The 15,857-nt window shown below is 73.0% G+C and carries 13 protein-coding genes; 2 read left to right on the plus strand and 11 right to left on the minus strand.

The genetic code is table 11. The annotated features are described in order from the left end of the window. Positions 1–214 precede the first annotated feature (214 nt). Positions 215–2,932: a helix-turn-helix transcriptional regulator gene (locus tag ABD324_RS00695; RefSeq protein ID WP_344411797.1), complete on the plus strand. Its 2,718-nt coding sequence runs from the start codon at positions 215–217 to the stop codon at positions 2,930–2,932. Positions 2,933–2,950: 18 nt separating this feature from the next. On the opposite strand, the gene ABD324_RS00700 is transcribed toward ABD324_RS00695, so the two are convergent. Both ABD324_RS00700 and ABD324_RS00705 read right to left on the minus strand, forming a co-directional pair. Beyond that, positions 2,951–5,254, minus strand: coding sequence for a CoA transferase (locus ABD324_RS00700; RefSeq protein ID WP_344411513.1), 2,304 nt, complete (start codon positions 5,252–5,254; stop codon positions 2,951–2,953). Then, positions 5,251–5,616 carry a hypothetical protein gene (locus ABD324_RS00705; protein ID WP_344411514.1) on the minus strand — a complete coding sequence of 122 codons (366 nt, stop codon included), beginning with the start codon at positions 5,614–5,616 and terminating at the stop codon, positions 5,251–5,253. The genes ABD324_RS00700 and ABD324_RS00705 overlap by 4 nt, the downstream gene beginning before the upstream one ends. Positions 5,617–5,706: 90 nt before the next feature. Between ABD324_RS00705 and ABD324_RS00710 the strand changes: the two genes are divergently transcribed. Then, entirely contained in the window at positions 5,707–6,807 is a 1,101-nt protein-coding gene (locus ABD324_RS00710) for an NAD(P)-dependent alcohol dehydrogenase (RefSeq protein ID WP_344411515.1), read from the plus strand. Between the two features lie 25 nt (positions 6,808–6,832). Here ABD324_RS00710 and ABD324_RS00715 read toward each other — a convergent pair whose 3' ends face one another. The 9 genes from ABD324_RS00715 to ABD324_RS00755 form a co-directional block, all read right to left on the minus strand. After that, positions 6,833–7,738 carry an ABC transporter permease gene (locus ABD324_RS00715; protein WP_344411516.1) on the minus strand — a complete coding sequence of 302 codons (906 nt, stop codon included), beginning with the start codon at positions 7,736–7,738 and terminating at the stop codon, positions 6,833–6,835. Continuing rightward, positions 7,735–8,682 carry an ABC transporter permease gene (locus ABD324_RS00720; RefSeq protein ID WP_344411517.1) on the minus strand — a complete coding sequence of 316 codons (948 nt, stop codon included), beginning with the start codon at positions 8,680–8,682 and terminating at the stop codon, positions 7,735–7,737. Before ABD324_RS00720 ends, ABD324_RS00715 begins: the two co-directional genes overlap by 4 nt. After that, positions 8,679–9,713 (minus strand): ABC transporter ATP-binding protein, encoded by a 1,035-nt coding sequence (locus ABD324_RS00725; protein ID WP_344411518.1) that lies wholly within the window; start codon positions 9,711–9,713, stop codon positions 8,679–8,681. Before ABD324_RS00725 ends, ABD324_RS00720 begins: the two co-directional genes overlap by 4 nt. Further along, positions 9,710–10,756 carry an ABC transporter ATP-binding protein gene (locus ABD324_RS00730; RefSeq protein WP_344411519.1) on the minus strand — a complete coding sequence of 349 codons (1,047 nt, stop codon included), beginning with the start codon at positions 10,754–10,756 and terminating at the stop codon, positions 9,710–9,712. Before ABD324_RS00730 ends, ABD324_RS00725 begins: the two co-directional genes overlap by 4 nt. Positions 10,757–10,758: 2 nt before the next feature. After that, the gene (locus tag ABD324_RS00735) at positions 10,759–12,324 is read right to left on the minus strand and encodes an ABC transporter substrate-binding protein (RefSeq protein WP_344411520.1); all 1,566 of its coding nucleotides are present in this window, start codon (positions 12,322–12,324) and stop codon (positions 10,759–10,761) included. 476 nt (positions 12,325–12,800) lie between these two features. After that, the gene (locus tag ABD324_RS00740; protein WP_344411521.1) at positions 12,801–13,847 is read right to left on the minus strand and encodes a zinc-binding dehydrogenase; all 1,047 of its coding nucleotides are present in this window, start codon (positions 13,845–13,847) and stop codon (positions 12,801–12,803) included. Beyond that, a complete protein-coding gene (locus ABD324_RS00745) occupies positions 13,847–13,975 on the minus strand; it encodes a hypothetical protein (protein WP_344411522.1) in 129 nt (42 codons plus the stop codon). The genes ABD324_RS00740 and ABD324_RS00745 overlap by 1 nt, the downstream gene beginning before the upstream one ends. Further along, entirely contained in the window at positions 13,972–14,928 is a 957-nt protein-coding gene (locus tag ABD324_RS00750) for an alpha/beta fold hydrolase (protein ID WP_344411523.1), read from the minus strand. The genes ABD324_RS00745 and ABD324_RS00750 overlap by 4 nt, the downstream gene beginning before the upstream one ends. Before the next feature lie 81 nt (positions 14,929–15,009). Next, complete coding sequence (locus ABD324_RS00755) at positions 15,010–15,855, minus strand: SDR family oxidoreductase (RefSeq protein ID WP_344411524.1); 846 nt, start codon at positions 15,853–15,855, stop codon at positions 15,010–15,012. Between the last annotated feature and the right edge of the window lie 2 nt (positions 15,856–15,857).

A 15,857-nucleotide genomic window follows, 5' to 3' on the forward strand; every position in this document is an offset into this window, starting at 1 on the left:
GTCCGAGCGGCGGTGGCCTTGTCGCCCCCGACCGGGCTGCGTAGGCTTTCCGCGCGCGGCAGGCCGATCATGCTCACACCCCCCGGGGGGCGCGAGGAGTGTGCCGGTGGCTCCGCGCTCGCAAGGGCGCGAAGGAGGATGAGCGACGCTGACCACGTCGGAGAAGGCGCGGGCGAACCAGACCGGAACCGCACCGGAACACCCGACCCGCCTGATCGGGCGGGCGGACGAGATCGAGCGCGTGCTCGACTTCGTGGACGGGCTCACCGAGGCCGGTGCCCCCCTGCTGCTGTCGGGGGCGCCCGGGACCGGCAAGTCCGTGCTCCTCGACGTCGCGGCCGACGCGGCCCGCGCGCGGGGCGTGCGGGTCGTGCGGACGAGCGGGGTCGAGTTCGAGGCCGACCTCAGCTACGCCGGGCTCGGCCACGTCTACGACCAGCTCACCCCGTACTCGGCCGATCCGTCCCCGGAGCTGCGCACCCCGCTGCTGGTCGCCCTCGGGCTGGCGATCGGGCCGCGCCCGGAGCGGCTGGTCGTGTGCAACGCGGCGCTGGAGCTCGTGCGGTCGACCTCGGCCCATGCCCCGCTGCTCGTGGTCGTGGACGACGTGCAGTGGCTGGACCGGGCCAGCGCGACCGTGCTCGGGTTCCTGACCCGGCGCCTCGCCGGCACCCGCGCCGGGCTGCTCGTCAGCATCCGCGCGGCCGACGAGGGCGACTCGACGTGGGCCCGGCTCCCCCGGGTCGAGCTCGACCGCCTCGACGAGGCCTCCTCGGGCAACCTGCTCGACTCCCGTCACCCCCGGCTCGCCGACGAGGTCCGGCGCCGGGTCCTGGAACTGGCCGACGGCAACCCGCTCGCGCTGCTCGAGCTGCCGAAGAGCCTGACCGCGGACCAGCGGGACGCGCTGGAGCCCCTGCCGGCCTCGCTGCCGCTCACCAGCAACCTCCAGGCAGTGTTCGCGGGCCAGATCCGCGACCTGCCGGAGCGGACCCGGGAGTCGCTGCTGATCGCCGCGCTCGACGGGGGCAACACGGACCGGGAGACCCCCGCGGAGACCCAGACCGGGGACTGGCTCACCGAGCTCGGGCCCGCCGAGGAGGCGCAGCTCGTCCGGCTGGAGTCCGGCCGGGTGACCTTCCGGCATCCGCTGATCCGGTCCACCGTGGTGGCCCGGTCCACCGCCCCGGAGCGCCGGCACGCCCACCGGATGCTGGCCGCGGTGCGCACGAACGATCCGGTCCGCCGGGCCTGGCACCTCGCCGCCGCGGCCACCGCGCCCGACGAGGAGACGGCAGGGCTGCTCGAACGCGCGGCGGACCTCACCCAGGCCCGCGGCGACGTGTCCCGCGCGGGCGCCGCGCTCACCCGCGCGGCGGAGCTCAGCCCGGCCGCGGCGGACCGCGGGCGGCGGCTCGCGAAGGCGGCGTACCTCGGGACCCGGGTGACCGGTGACGGCAGCCACCGGTCCGACATCGTCCGGCGGATCGACGAGCTCGACCCGGACTCCGACGGCGCGCTGTACGCCGCCGCGGCCGGCGCCCATCTCCTGCTGAACCGGGAGAGCGACGTCGACACCCCCCATGCCGTGCTGTGCGAGGTCATCGCCCGCCACGCCCCGTCGCTGTCCCCCACCGACAAGACCCTCGCGGATGCCCTCGGGGTGCTCGGGGGCATCGGCTTCAACGCCGGCCGGGCGGACCTCTGGGAGCCCTTCCACGAGCTCGTCGCCGGGCTGGGGCCGGCGGCGCCCATGGTCCTGCGGCTGCGCGACACGATGTGGCGGGACGCGGCGCACGTGCCGACGGCGCACGTCGAGGAGCTCGACCGCGCGATCGTCGCCCTGGAGAACGAGCGGGACCCCGAGCAGGTCGTGACCGTCGCCGGCCTCGGCACGTGGATCGACCGGATCGCCGCCTGCCGCCCCCGGCTGTGGAGCCTGGTGGAGGCGGGCCGGCAGGGCGAGGCGACGCTGATCTCGCTGCCCGCGCTGGGCATGCTCTCGCTGGACTCGTTCCTCTGCGGTGAGTGGACGGCCTGCCAGCAGCTCAACGACGAGGCGCTGCACCTGCGGGACACCCTCGGCGACGACGTCATCCGCTACCAGAACCTGTTCCACCGCGCCCTCCTCGCCGCCGGGCAGGGGGACGAGGCGCTGCTCGACACGATGACCGAGAAGATGTACCGGTGGGGCGCCGCCCGCCGGATGCGGCTGCCCGAGCAGATGGCGACCTACGCCTGCTCACTCGCCGCGATCGGGCGCGGCGACTTCGAGGAGGCCTACGGGCACGCGTCCCGGCTCAGCCCGCCCGCGACCTTCGCCCCGCACTCCCCGCTGGCGATGTGGGCCGTCCTGGACCTGGTCGAGGCGTCGGTCCGCACCGGGCGCACCGCGGAGGCGACCGCCCACGTGGCCGCCGCCCACGAGATCGGGCTCGGCGCGCTCTCGTCCCGGCTCGGGCTCCTGGTCGGTGGGGCGGCCGCCCTGGCCCAGCAGGGCCCGGCGGCCGAGGACCTGTTCGCGGCCGCCCTCGCGGCCCCCGGCGCCGAGCGGTGGCGCTTCGAGTACGCGCGGGTCCAGCTCTGCTACGGCGAGTGGCTGCGCCGGCGCAAGGCCACCAGCCGGGCCCGGGACGTGCTCGAGAGCGCCTACGAACAGTTCTCCGAGATGGGTGCCCGCCCCTGGGTGGCCCGGGCCAAGGGCGAGCTGCGGGCCACGTCGGGCCGCTCGGCCCGCTTCGGTGCGGCCTTGACCCCCCAGGAGCTGCAGATCGCGAACCTCGCCGCGCAGGGCCTGACCAACAAGGAGATCGGGCAGAAGCTGTTCCTGTCGCCGCGGACCGTGTCCACGCTGCTCTACCGGATCTTCCCGAAGCTGGGCATCAAGTCCCGGGCCGGCCTCCGGGACGCGCTCTCGTCGGCCGGCAGCTGAGCGGCCCCGGGTGCCGGCTCACCGGTAGGCCGTGGGCACCCGCTGCTCCATCGGCGGCCCGGTCTCGACGACGCCGTCCCGCTCGAGCTGGTCGATCAGCTCGTCCGTGAGGCCGGCTCCGCGCAGCACCGAGCGGGTGTGCTCGCCCTTGCCCGGCGGGTGCAGCGGCCCGAAGCGCGGCGTGCGGCCGAACGTGGCGTAGCGCCCGGTGCTCACGTAGGTCGACGCCGCCTGCCGCACGTGCACGATCTCCTGGGCGACGAGGTCCGGATCCCGGACCACCTCCGACACCAGCCGCGCCGGATGGGACGCGATGCCGAGGGCCGCGAACCGGTCCCGCGCCTGCACGGCGCCGAGGCCGGCGAGGGCCGCCGCCAGCTCCGCCGCGGGGTCCGCCTCGTACTCGGTCGCCCGGACCACGATGCCGTGGCGGGCGAGGTCCTCCGCGCTCGGCCGATCGGTGGTCTGGATCCGCAGCCACCCGTCGGCCACCCGGTAGTAGCGGTCGAACGGGCCGAAGCCGCGCAGGTCCCGGCCGCCGACGGGCGCCGGGGGCCGGCCCGCGAAGTCCACCAGCTCCCCGCTCTGCAGGAACGCCGCCGACGCGGCCAGCGACGACCAGGCGTGCTGGCCCTCCCCGGTGCGCTCGTGGTGGTAGAGCGAGAGCGTGGTGGTCAGGACGAGCATCGCGGCGGTCGTCGCGTCGATCAGCGGCATGGTGTTGACCACCGGCTCGTCGTCGCCGCCCTGGGCGATCATCATGCCGCTCATCGCGGACAGGACCATGTCCACACCGGGCCGGTGGGCCAACGGGCCCGCGGCGCCGAACGCCGACAGCGAGACGGTGACGATGTCCGGGCGGACCTCGGCCAGCGAGTCGTGGTCGATGCCCAGCTTCGCCGTCACGCCCGGTCGGAGCGAGTCGAGCACGACGTCGCTCACCGCCGCCAGCTCCCGGAACGCCGCGAGGCCCGCCGGCGTCCGCAGGTCGATGGCCACGCTCCGCATCCCGCGGTTGACCACGAAACCCGAGCTGCGGAACGGGTCCCCGGCCGCGGGTTCGAGCTTGACGACGTCCGCACCGAGCTCGGCGAGCAGCGAGCCCGCGTAGGGCCCGGCGACGAAGGTGCCCATGTCGACGATCCGGTAGCCGCGCAGCGGCCCGGCCGACATCGGCGGCTTGCCGGCCGGCACCGGGCGCGGGGCACGGGCGAGGTCCTCGCCGTCGTGCGCCCCGAGCGTGGGCGCACCGTCGGTGACCCGGCCCGGCGAGCCGGTGAGGACGAGCGGGATGCCGGGCATGACCACGCGGCCGCGCTCGGCGTCGTCGACCTCGGCCCGCATGCCGATGGCCTTGATCTGCTCGTGGTCGAGCCAGCCGCCCGGCTGCTCGACGGGGCCGCACGGGATGCCCAGCCCGGGCATCATCGCCAGCCACTCGTCGCGGGGCCGGGACAGGAACGCGGTCCGGATCTCCTTGGCCAGCCAGGTGTAGTTCGCCGGCAGGATGAGGTTCTCGATCCGACCGCCCATCCGGTCGTCCTCGAGCAGGTGGCTCAGCCCGAGCATCCCGAGCAGCGCCAGCTCGAACTTGCCGCCGAGCGCACCCGAGGCCAGCCACAGCCCGTCCCCCGCCTGGTGGCGGGTGTAGGTGGGGTGCCGCCCGCCCGGGCCGATGTCGGTGGGCGGGTCGTCCTCGGCGGGATCGACGGTCATCGAGCCGAAGGCGGGCACCTGCACGCCGTTGACGGCGTTGACGGACACGACCTGCCCGAAGCCGGACCGTTCGCGTTCGGTGAGGGCGGCGACGGTGCAGACCGTCGCCCACAGGCCGTGGACGTAGAGCAGGTGCGGGCTGACCTGCTCGACGGGACCACCGTCGAAGGAGGACTGCCGCCACGCGACACCGGCCGCCGCGGCGAGCAGCCCGTTCGACTCGTGCCCCCCGTGCCACGGGGCGTCACCGGCGTAGGGCGGGACCTCCGTGAGGAGCAGCGTCGGGTGCTCGCGCAGCAGCGCCTCCCGGTCCAGACCGACCCGGTCGAGCTGGTCGCGGGTGGTGACGAGCAGGACGTCCGCTCCGGCCACCAGCGCGCGCAGCCGCTCCGACGTCGGCCCCGACGGCTCGACGATCGACCTCTTGCCGCGGTTCCACACGGCGAACCCGGGCAGCGCCCGCGCCGGGTCACCCGACGGCGGCTCGACCTTCACGACCTCGGCGCCGAAGTCCGCCAGGAACTGCCCCACGATCGGCCCGGCGACACCGGTGGTCAGGTCGAGCACCTGGAGGCCGTGCAGGGGTGCCGTCCCGACGGGGCTCACGCCGATGCCCCCGTCGGCATCGCGGGTTGCTGGGCAAGGTCACACGTCATCGTCGTTCCCTCGGGTCGGCAGCGTCGGATCAGCAAGTCGGAATCGATGCGAATTCGGCCGGCAGCGGCGACATCGAACGTCGGCGCCTCGCTTCGACCGTGGCGATGCGGCAGGCGATTCGGCTTTTTCGGATTGAAGCAGAGCGGTTTCGCCGAGTCCAGCCGCCGATGACGGCCATCGTTGTGACATGACGATCGGAAAGGGCCGTCAAATGACGGCTGCCCGATTGCCGCCGCGTGGATAACGTCCGCGCGGTCGTCGATCGACATCCCGCGCGCGCCGCGCCGTCTACAGTAGACGGTGGTGGCCACGGGGGTCGACCGACCGAGAGGCCGCGGCGCGTCCCGCTCCCGTCCGGACACCCGGTCTGCTCCTCCCCCCGCGACGAAAGGCGACCTCCCATGCGCGTTCGGGCCGCAGTGCTGGCCGAGCCGACCGGCCCGTTCACCCTCGAGGAGATCGAGCTCGACGCACCCCGCGACGGCGAGGTACTGGTCCGCGTCGCCGGCACCGGCATGTGCCACACCGACATGGTGACGCGCCTCGCCCCGGGCGTGAGCTGGGGGCTGCCGATGGTCTTCGGTCACGAGGGCTCCGGCGTCGTCGAGGCCGTCGGGCGCGGCGTGAGCTCTCTGCGCCCGGGCGACCGGGTCGTGCTGACCTTCGACTCCTGCGGCACCTGCCCCCGCTGCCGGATCGGCGAACCGGCGTACTGCCACCTGTTCGCCCCGCTCAACAACGGCGGCACCCGGACGGACGGCACGCCGGGGGCACACCGGCTCGATGGCGACGCGGTGCGGAGCCGGTGGTTCGGCCAGTCCTCGTTCGCCACGTACGCGCTCGCCACCGAACGCAACGCGGTGAAGATCGACGATGTCGACCTGCCGCTGGAGATGCTGGGCCCGTTGGGCTGCGGGGTGCAGACCGGCGCGGGGTCGATCCTGGTCGCGATGGGTGTGCGGCCCGGGGAGACGGTGGCGATCTTCGGCGCGGGGGCCGTCGGCCTGTCCGCGGTGATGGCCGCCCGGCTGGCCGGCGCCACCACGATCATCGCGGTCGACCTGCACGCCCACCGCCGGGACCTGGCCATGGAGCTGGGCGCCACGCACACCCTCGACGGCGCCGACCCGGACGTCGCCGCCCGCATCCGCGACCTCACCGGCGGCGGGGTCCTGTACTCGTTCGAGACGACCGGGGCACCCGCGGTCATCCGGGCCGCCGTGGCGAGCCTGCAGATCCGGGGCTTCTGCGGGCTGGTCGGCATCGGCCGGGAGGACATCGTGCTGAGCCCCCAGGCCCTCGGCGGCGGCCGGTCCCTTTCGTACCTGCTCGAGGGCAACGTGGAACCCCACATCTTCATCCCCCGGCTCCTCGAGCTGTGGCGCCAGGGCCGCTTCCCCTTCGACCGGCTGATCCGGACGTACCCGCTCGCGCAGATCAACGAGGCGGAGGCGGACTCGGCGGCCGGCAGGACGGTCAAGCCCGTCCTCCTCCCGGGCTGACCGCGCCTGCCGGCACCGGGCCCGCTCACCGCAGCGCGAACCGCTTCCGCAGCCTGTCCCCGAGCGTGTTCAGCGAGAACACGGTGAGGAACAGGACGACGGCCGGCGCCAGCACGGTCAGCGGTGCGTCGGCGATGTCACCGCGGCCCGCCGAGACCATGCCGCCCCAGCTGGGGTAGGGCGGCGGGATGCCCAGCCCCAGGAAGCTCAGCGAGCCCTCGGCCACCATCATCGTGGCCACGACGAGCAGGCTGTAGGACAGCAGCGGGAAGAACGCGTTCGGCAGGACGTCCCGGAACAGCACCCGGCCGGTGGACGCCCCGATCGCGTGGGCGGCGGTGATGTACTCGCGGCCCAGCACCTGCAGCGCGTTGGCCTTCATGAGCCGGACGAAACCCGGTATCACCAGGCCACCCAGGCTCAGGATGAGGGTCGTGAGGCTCGGCTTCACGACCGCCGCCACCGCCAGCAGCAGGATCAGGGGAGGGAAGGCCAGGACGCTGTCCGTGAGCACCGCGATCACGGCCTCGACCCAGCCCCGGAAGTACGCGGCGAGCATCCCGAGCAGCACCCCGATGGTGAGCCCGATGGCCGTGGCCACCAGACCGACGACCAGGGAGACCCGCCCGCCGGCGGCGATCCGGGAGAGCACGCTGCGCCCGACGCTGTCCGTGCCCAGCAGCGTCGACAGGCTGTCCGTCGACGGCGCGGCGCGGGGCGGCCCGACCTTGGCCCCGTAGTCCGCCAGGCCGAGGGCACCGCCGAACAGGGCGAGCACGATGACCACGGCGAGCCACGCCACGCACACCCAGAAGATCGGGCCCCATCCGCGGCGCCGCGGCGCCGTCCCGGCCGCCTCCACCTGCTCCTGCGGTTCGGTCGGGACCAGCCCGACCGCCTGTGTTGACGGTTCGCTCGCGAGCTCGCTCACCGGGCCACCTTCACTCGCGGGTCGAGCAGCGTGTAGCAGAGATCGACCACCAGGTTGAGGAACACGTAGATCACGGCGACGACGACCACCACGCCCTGGACGACGGTGATGTCCTTGCTGCTGATCGAGGAGATGACGAGGCTGCCCAGCCCGGGCAGGCCGTAGATCTGCTCCACGATCACCGTGCCGCCCAGCAGCCGCCCGACCGTCAGGCCGATCATCGTGATCAGGGAGAACGACGACGGGCGCAGGACGTGGCGCAGCATCACGTAGCTGCGCGACATGCCCCGGGCCCGTGCGGCGAGGACGAAGTCCTCCCGCAGGTTGGTCAGCAGGTCCGCGCGCAGGACCCGGTACATCACGGGGATCTCGACCAGGGCGAGGGTGAGCACCGGCATGATCAGGAAACGCAGGTTCTCGCCGAGCCCGGCGTCGAGCGGCGACCAGCCGGCGACCGGCAACAGGCCCAGCTCCAGGGAGAGCACGTAGACCAGCAGGACCGCCATGACGAAGGCCGGCACCGCGACCAGCGCGGAGCTCAGCCCGTTCGCGATCCGGTCGACGATCCCGGACTCGCGGTCGGCCGCCCGCGCGGCCAGCGGCACCGCCACGATGACGGTGACCAGGATCGCCAGCAGCGCGATCTCCCCCGTGACGGGGATCCGTTCGGCCACGAGCCCGCTCACCGGGGTGCCCAGGCGGATCGAGAGCCCGAGATCGCCCTGCAGCGCGTGCCCGATCCACGCCAGGTAGCGCGGGATGAGCGGCGCGTCCAGGCCGAAGCGCGCGTTGAACTCGGCGATCTGCGCCGCGGTGGCGTTCTCGCCCAGCACCGCCGACGCGGCCGACCCCGGCAGCAGGTCGATCAACGCGGACGTGGCGAAGGTGACGATGACGAGCACCGCGAGCACGTGCGGGACGCGGCGGGTCAGGAAGCGTTTCATCCGAGCGTCTCCCCCGGCTCGAGCGGGAAGTGACAGGCCACCGCGGTGCGCCCGGCGGGCGCCGCCAGCGGGGGCACGACGTCGGCGCAGAGCTGTTGGGCCCGTGGGCACCGGGTCCGGAAGCGGCAGCCGCTGGGCGGGTTGCCGGGCGAGGGCAGCTCGCCCTGGATGCCCGGCCGGTCGTCGACGGTCTCCGGGTCCGGCACGGGCACCGAGTCCAGCAGGATCCGCGTGTAGGGGTGGGCCGGCCGGCGGTGGATCTCCTCCGTCGGGCCGATCTCCACGACCGTGCCGAGGTACATCACGGCGACCCGGTCGCAGATGGTGGTCACCACGGACAGGTCGTGCGAGATGAAGAGCATGGCGAGGTGGTGCTCCGCCTTCATGTCGGCGAGCAGGTTGAGCACCTGGGCCTGCACGGAGACGTCGAGCGACGCCACCGGCTCGTCGCAGACGAGCACCTGCGGGCGCATCGCCATCGCGCGCGCGATGGCGACGCGCTGGCACTGGCCGCCGGAGAACTCGTGCGGGTGCCGGTGGCCGACCGCGTCCGGATCCATCCCGACCTCGCGGAGCACCTCGGCGGCGCGCCTGCGGGCCTCGCCCTTCGAGGCGCCCCCCACCACGAGGCCCTCCCCGACGATGTCGATGATCCGGCGCCGCGGGTTCAGCGAGGACACGGGGTCCTGCAGGACGACCTGCATCCGGCGGCGGACCGGGCGCATGCCGCGCCGGCCGAGGCCGGTGAGCTCACGGCCGCCGAGCCGGACCGAACCCGAGGTCGGCGGGGTCAGCTGCAGCACCGCCCGGCCGAGCGAGGACTTCCCGCACCCGGACTCCCCGACGACGCCGAGGGTCTCGCCGGCGTGGAGCGCGAAGCTCACGCCGCTGACCGCGGTGAACCGGGACCCGCGGGTGCCGTAGTCCACCCGGACGTCCTCGACCTCCAGGACGGGGACGGTCGTCACGGTGTCCGCTGCCTCCGATGCATCCGATCCCTCCGCCGTGTCCGCGGTGTTCGCGGTGGTCATGACGACCCTCCCGTCGTGGCTCCGGTCGCGCCGAGTGGCGCGGGGACCACGCAGCGGTACTCGTGGCCGTCCGCCTCCAGCACCGGCGGCGGGGGCTCCGCCCGGCACCGGTCGACGGCCGATCCGCACCGGGGGGCGAACCCGCACCCCGGCTGCGGGCTGGTGGCGCTGGGCATCCGGCCCGGGATGGTGGTGAGCCTGCGGCCCAGCCCGCCCATCACCGGGATCGCGCCGAGCAGCGCGCGGGAGTAGCGGTGCCGGCTGCGCCGGAACAGGTCCCGCGTCGCGGCCACCTCGACGACGCCCCCGGCGTACATCACCGCCACCCGGTCCGTCCGGCCGGCCACGACCCCGAGGTCGTGGCTGACCAGGATCAGCGACATGCCCCGCTCCCGCTGCAGCTCCTGCAGGAGGTCGAGGATCTGCTTCTGCACCGTGACGTCGAGCGCCGTCGTCGCCTCGTCGGCGATGAGGACGGCCGGATCGCAGGACAGCGCGATCGCGATCATCACGCGCTGCCGCATGCCCCCGGAGAGCTCGTGCGGGTACATCCGCAGGCGCGCCTTCGGGTCCGGGATCCCGGCGACCGCGAGCAGCTCCTCGGCCCGGGCGTACGCCTCGGCCTTGGAGATCTTCAGGTGGAACCGCATGCCCTCGGTGAGCTGGCGCCCGATCCGCACGACGGGATTGAGCGAGCTCATCGGGTCCTGGAAGACCATCGCGATGTCCTTGCCGAGCACCCGGCGGCGGTCACCCGGCGGCAGGGACAGCAGGTCCCGGCCGCCGAGGACCGCGCGCCCGGAGACCGTGGCCGCGGCCGGAGCGAGCCCCATCAGGCACTTGACCAGCATCGTCTTCCCGGAACCCGACTCGCCGACGAGCCCGAGGGACTCCCCCGGCGCGAGCTCCAGGTCGATCCCGCGCAGGATCCGCGCGGTCCCCACCGGGGTGTCGATGGTGCAGGTCAGGTTCTCGACGCGGAGCACCGCGTCCGGCCCGGTGTCCGCCGTGCCGGGCGCGTCCCCGGTCGCAGCCACGCTCATGCTCAGGCCGCCGGTTGCGTGCCGATCAGGTCGAACCTGATCACACCGTCGTTCTCGGCCGGCAGCTTCGTGCCGAGCCGCTTGCTGTGCGCGTAGCGCTGGGCCGCCGAGTTGGTCCCGAGCATGATCACCTCACGCGCGGCCAGCTGCTGTGCCGTGGCGTACGCCTGCGCGCGCTTCGCCGGGTCCGCGGTCTGCCGTCCGGCGTCGAGCGCGGCGTCCATCTCGGGGCTGCTGTACCCGAACTTGTTCTGCCGGGTCCCGGTGTGGAGCATCGAGTAGAACTGCGGCTCGGGGTCCGGGTAGCTGAGCTGGAAGCTGGTCATGTCCCAGCTGTGGGTGTTGTTGACGGCGTCGGTGTACGCCGCGGTGGTCACCGGCCGCACGGCGACCGTGACGTTCTTGAACTGCGAGAGCCGGGCCTGGATCGCCTCGGCCACGGCGCCCTCGGCGGAGCCGCTCTGCGTCGACATGATCGTGAAGTTGACCGGCTTGCCCTCGGCGGCGAGCGTGTCGAACAGCTGCTGCGCCTTCGCCTTGTCGTCGGTGGCCGGCCGCACGTCGGTGAAGAACGGCGAGTTGGCCGCGAACAGGGACTTGGGTGCCGTCTTCTCCGACGGCGCGATCACCGCGGTGAGCTCGTCGAGGTTGACCGCGTAGGCGACGGCCTGGCGGGCCCGGACGTCGCTGAACGCCGGGGACCGCAGGTTCATCATCCAGCCCCGGATGCCGCTCAGCGGGTACTCGGAGACCGCGAGCCCGGAGGACTTCGCGTCGTCCGCGAACTTCGGCGAGGTCTGGACCATGATGTCGGCCTGGCCCGAGCGGACCGTGTTGAGGGCCTGGTTCAGGTCGGGCAGGACGTTGACCGTCAGGGTCGCGACCTTGACCGACGCGGCGTCGACGTAGGTCGGGCTCTTCTTCAGCACGACCCGGGAGTCCCGGGCCCACGACTCGAGCACGTACGGCCCGGCGCCGACCGGCGCCACGGCGTAGCCCTTGGGGTCCTTGGCGTAGGCCGTGGGCGAGTAGATCTGGCCGAGCGGTCCGGACATGATCTGGTCGAAGTTGAGGTTCGGCGTGGGCAGCGTGATGACGAGGGTGGTCGGGTCCTTGACCTGCGTCGTCACCCCCACGACGCTCGGGTACTGGTAGGAGCCCTGCGCCTTGTCGGTGTGCCGGTCGAAGTTGGCCTTCACCGCGGCGGCGTCGAACACGGTGCCGTCGGAGAACTTGAGGTCCGGCCGCAGCGTGAGCGTCCAGTTGGTGCCGGCCGCGTCCGGGGTGAGCGACTTCGCGAGCCAGGGGACGACCTTGCCGCTGTCGATGTCCCGGTACACGAGGTTGCCGTAGAGGGCGGTCATGATGTTGCCGTCGTTCTGGGCGATGGCCGGGGTCCTACCCGGGTCCCAACCGCCGGTCGCGGAGTCGAAGGCCGAGACGAGGGTGACGGAGTCGACCGCCGTCGCCGTCCCGGCCGAGCCACCGCCACCACAGGCGGCCGTCATCGCCGCCACCAGCAGCGCGGGGACCAACCAGCGGGCGCGACGTCGTAAGGGTCCTGACATGTGTCTACTTCTCTCCATTGAGACAGGGATGTCGCTTGCCCAATCGCAGCGAATCGAACGGCTACGGACTCACCTTCGTCGCACGATCTTCACCGGGCTATCGGGCCGCGTGTCGCCGATACCGTAGGTGCCCGGAAATAGCCCGGTCAAGGCGCTCGGAAAAATGTCGTGAGCGAGCATTTTCGGTACGTCATCTGACGCTCTGACGTACGTCACTCGACGACATCACGCACGCTGACGGTGCAGGACACTCGGCGGAACACCAGGTTCGGGGCCGAATGGCCGCACCCTCGTGAGCCCCCACCCGCGCGGATGCCGACCTCACGGTAACTCAGGTAAAGCGCTCGGAACACCGTCTGCCGCACAGTTCGGTCGGGCACCGGACCGAATCATTGTCAGGAGCAACGAACGGGCGCGCCCCGGTCCGTTGCCCTGCCTATTCCCGCCACCGGGACGGACCGGGGTGAAAAGCACCGTCAGGTCGCCGGGTCCACGATGATCTTGCAGTGGCCCTCGGGGTCCCCCAGGGCACCGAACGCCCACGGGACCTGGTCCAGACCCACGCGGTCGGTGACCAGCGGTGCCACATCGATCTCGCCCTCGGCGAGCGAGCGCAGCGACGCCGCGAACTCGGCGGGCTCGTAGCCGACGACGAACCGGATGCTCAGCTCCTTGCTGACGCCGAAGAGCGGGTTCACCACGTCGTCGCCCATGCAGACCCCGACGACGACGACCCGCGAGCGCATCGGCGCGCGGCGCAGGATGTCGTTGAGGATCCCCGGGACACCGATCGCCTCGAACACCACCGGCGGCCGGGGCGACCCGGTGCCGGCCCACGCGGCCCAGCTCGACTCCTCCCGGGGGTCCACGGTGATCGCGGCGCCCATCGTCGCGGCGAGCCGGCGCCGCAAGGGCGAGAGGTCCGCCGCGACGATCGTCTCGACGCCCCGCACCCTCAGCGCCGCGATCACCGCGAGCCCGACGGGCCCGCACCCCAGGACGACGGCACCGTCGCCCGGTTCGAGACCCGCCATGTTCACCGCGTGCAGGCCGACGGCCATCGGCTCGGTCAGGGCGGCGTGCTGGGCCGGCAGGCCGTTCGGCACCTCGAGCAGCAGCGGCGCGGCGAGCAGGATCCGCTCGCCGTAGCCGCACATCACGGTGTTCGAGTAGACGAGCCGGTCGAAGCCGTCGGCGCCGGGCAGGATCGGCACGGAGGTGACCAGCGCACCGGGCGCGATCGACGTGTCCGTGCCCGGACCGAGCTCGAGCACCTCCGCGGCGAACTCGTGTCCCATGAAGACGTCCCGGTCCAGGTCGACCGGTGGGCTCCCGCCGGGCGGCAGCCCCTCCATCTGCGCGCCGAGGGCCTGCATCCGGGCGCCGTGCTTCGCGAAGTGCAGGTCCGACCCGCAGATCCCGCAGGCCTTGACCTGCGCCAGGACCTGTCCGGGACCCGGGACGGGCTCCGGGAGGTCGTCGCGGACGAGGATCTCGCCCTTCCGCAGGACCGCCGCCCGCATCAGACGGCCCGCCCCGTGGCCGACCCGGCGAGCGCGCCCTCGGCGGCGTGGGACCCGACGGACCTCACGATCGCCTCCCCCGCCCCGTCGACGAGCTCCTTGCGTTTCGCCGTCGGTGGCGCGGTCATCCGTGCCCCCAGGTGATCGTCGCCAGGAAGCCGAGCAGCGCGGCGTTGACCTCGTCCGGCTTCTCCTGCTGCACCCAGTGCCCCGCACCCTCGACCAGCACGGAGCCGCGGTGGTCGGAGAGCCACCCCTCCTGCGCGGCGGGCGGACGGATGGAGAGGACGGGATCGTCTGCGCCGCAGACGAACAGGCTCGGGGCCTCGACCTTGGCCTCGGCGAGCCGGGCGGTGAGCTCCCAGTTGCGGTCCATGTTGCGGTACCAGTTGATCCCGCCGGTGAAGCCCGTCCGCCCGAACTCCGAGGAGTACCGGTCGAGCTCCTCCTGCGACAGCCAGTCCGGCAGCTCGGTCGGGTCCGGGAACCGTTCCACGAACCCGCGGCCGTCGTCCGCCCAGGAGACCGCCGTCTCCGCCCCGGCCTTCCGCGGGCCGCAGAGCAGCGTGCGCATCGTCCGGGCGGGGTCCCGGTCGAGCTCGGCGTCCGCGGGCCCGGGCTCCTGGAAGTACAGCATGTAGAAGAACTTGTCCCCGAAGGCCTTGCGCCACACCCGGGTCGGTGGTTCGGCAGTCCGCGGGACGAACGGCACGCTCATCCCACACACCCCGGCGACGCGCTCCGGGTGCAGGAGGGCGAGCTGCCACACCACGGTCGCTCCCCAGTCGTGGCCGACGAAGACGGCCTTCTCCTCGCCGAGCGCGTCGAGCAGACCGACGAGGTCGCCGGTGAGGTGGGTGATGTCGTAGTCCTCGATCGCCGCCGGACGCGACGAGCGCCCGTACCCGCGCTGGTCGGGTGCGATCACGTGGTGGCCGGCCGCCGCGAGGGCGGGGATCTGGTGCCGCCACGAGTAGCCGAGCTCCGGGAACCCGTGAGCGAGGATCACCGGCGGTCCGGTGCCCTCCTCCACGACGAACAGGTCGACGCCATCCACGTCGATGGTGCGCTCAGCGGCCACGATGCCACCCTCCTGGTCACGCTGTTGCCGGAAACCCTTGCTCCTACGAGCGCGACGAGGACCCGGATGCCCCGGTCGAGGTCACAGGACGAAGTCCTCGCCGCTCGCGCGGACGGTGATGTCGTTGATGGTGACGCCCCACGGCTGGTCGATGACGAACACGATCTGCCGGACGAGATCCTCGGGCGTGATCGCCCAGTAGCGGATGTCGTCCGGGTCGGTCTCCTCCGGAGGGAGGGCGCCGCCGGTGGTGAGCCGCTGGATCCGCCCACCCCAGCGCTCGAGGTTCTGCCCGAGGATCCCGACGACCGCCCGCGGGTTCACGACGCCGGCACCGAGACCGGTCCCCGCCACCCCCGTCGGTCGCACGACCGTCACCTTGATCTTGCCCTGCGACTCCACCCGCAGGGAGTCGCTGAGCACGCGCACCGCGGCCTTCGTCGCCGCGTAGACCCCCGCCCCGGCCGTGCCGGCGTTGCCGTAGATCGAGGAGATGTTCACCACGTGCCCGCGGCCCTGCGCGATCATCTGGTCGTGGACGGCGCAGATGCCGTTGACCACGCCCTTGAGGTTGATGTCGATCGCCCGGTCCCAGGCGTCGGCGGCGAGCGCGTGATCGGCGAAGAACGCGAGCGGCATGATCCCGGCGTTGTTGACGAGCACGTCGACGCCGCCCCACCGCTCGACGGCGAGCGCCACCACGGCGTCGAGCTCGGCCCGCTTCGCGACGTCGACGCGGGCTCCGACGGCCTCACCACCGGCCGCGCCGATCGCGTCGGCGACCGCGGTCGCCGCGTCACCGTCGACGTCGGTCACCACCACCCGGGCGCCCTTCGCCGCGGTCATCTCCGCCAGGATCCGCCCGAACCCACCACCCGCGCCGGTGATGAGGACGACCTTGTCCTCGATGTGGTTCCTGGTCTCCATGC

Origin of the sequence: Pseudonocardia ailaonensis, assembly GCF_039531635.1 — a bacterium.
Taxonomy (GTDB): domain Bacteria; phylum Actinomycetota; class Actinomycetes; order Mycobacteriales; family Pseudonocardiaceae; genus Pseudonocardia; species Pseudonocardia ailaonensis.

Bases quoted from the DNA above. Each gene is read 5' to 3' on its own strand.
- ABD324_RS00730 (WP_344411519.1), bottom strand. From the start codon at position 10,756: ATGAGCGTGGCTGCGACCGGGGACGCGCCCGGCACGGCGGACACCGGG.
- ABD324_RS00745 (WP_344411522.1), bottom strand. From the start codon at position 13,975: ATGACCGCGCCACCGACGGCGAAACGCAAGGAGCTCGTCGACGGGGCG.
- ABD324_RS00720 (WP_344411517.1), bottom strand. From the start codon at position 8,682: ATGAAACGCTTCCTGACCCGCCGCGTCCCGCACGTGCTCGCGGTGCTC.
- ABD324_RS00740 (WP_344411521.1), bottom strand. From the start codon at position 13,847: ATGCGGGCGGCGGTCCTGCGGAAGGGCGAGATCCTCGTCCGCGACGAC.
- ABD324_RS00710 (WP_344411515.1), top strand. From the start codon at position 5,707: ATGCGCGTTCGGGCCGCAGTGCTGGCCGAGCCGACCGGCCCGTTCACC.
- ABD324_RS00735 (WP_344411520.1), bottom strand. From the start codon at position 12,324: ATGTCAGGACCCTTACGACGTCGCGCCCGCTGGTTGGTCCCCGCGCTG.
- ABD324_RS00725 (WP_344411518.1), bottom strand. From the start codon at position 9,713: ATGACCACCGCGAACACCGCGGACACGGCGGAGGGATCGGATGCATCG.
- ABD324_RS00755 (WP_344411524.1), bottom strand. From the start codon at position 15,855: ATGGAGACCAGGAACCACATCGAGGACAAGGTCGTCCTCATCACCGGC.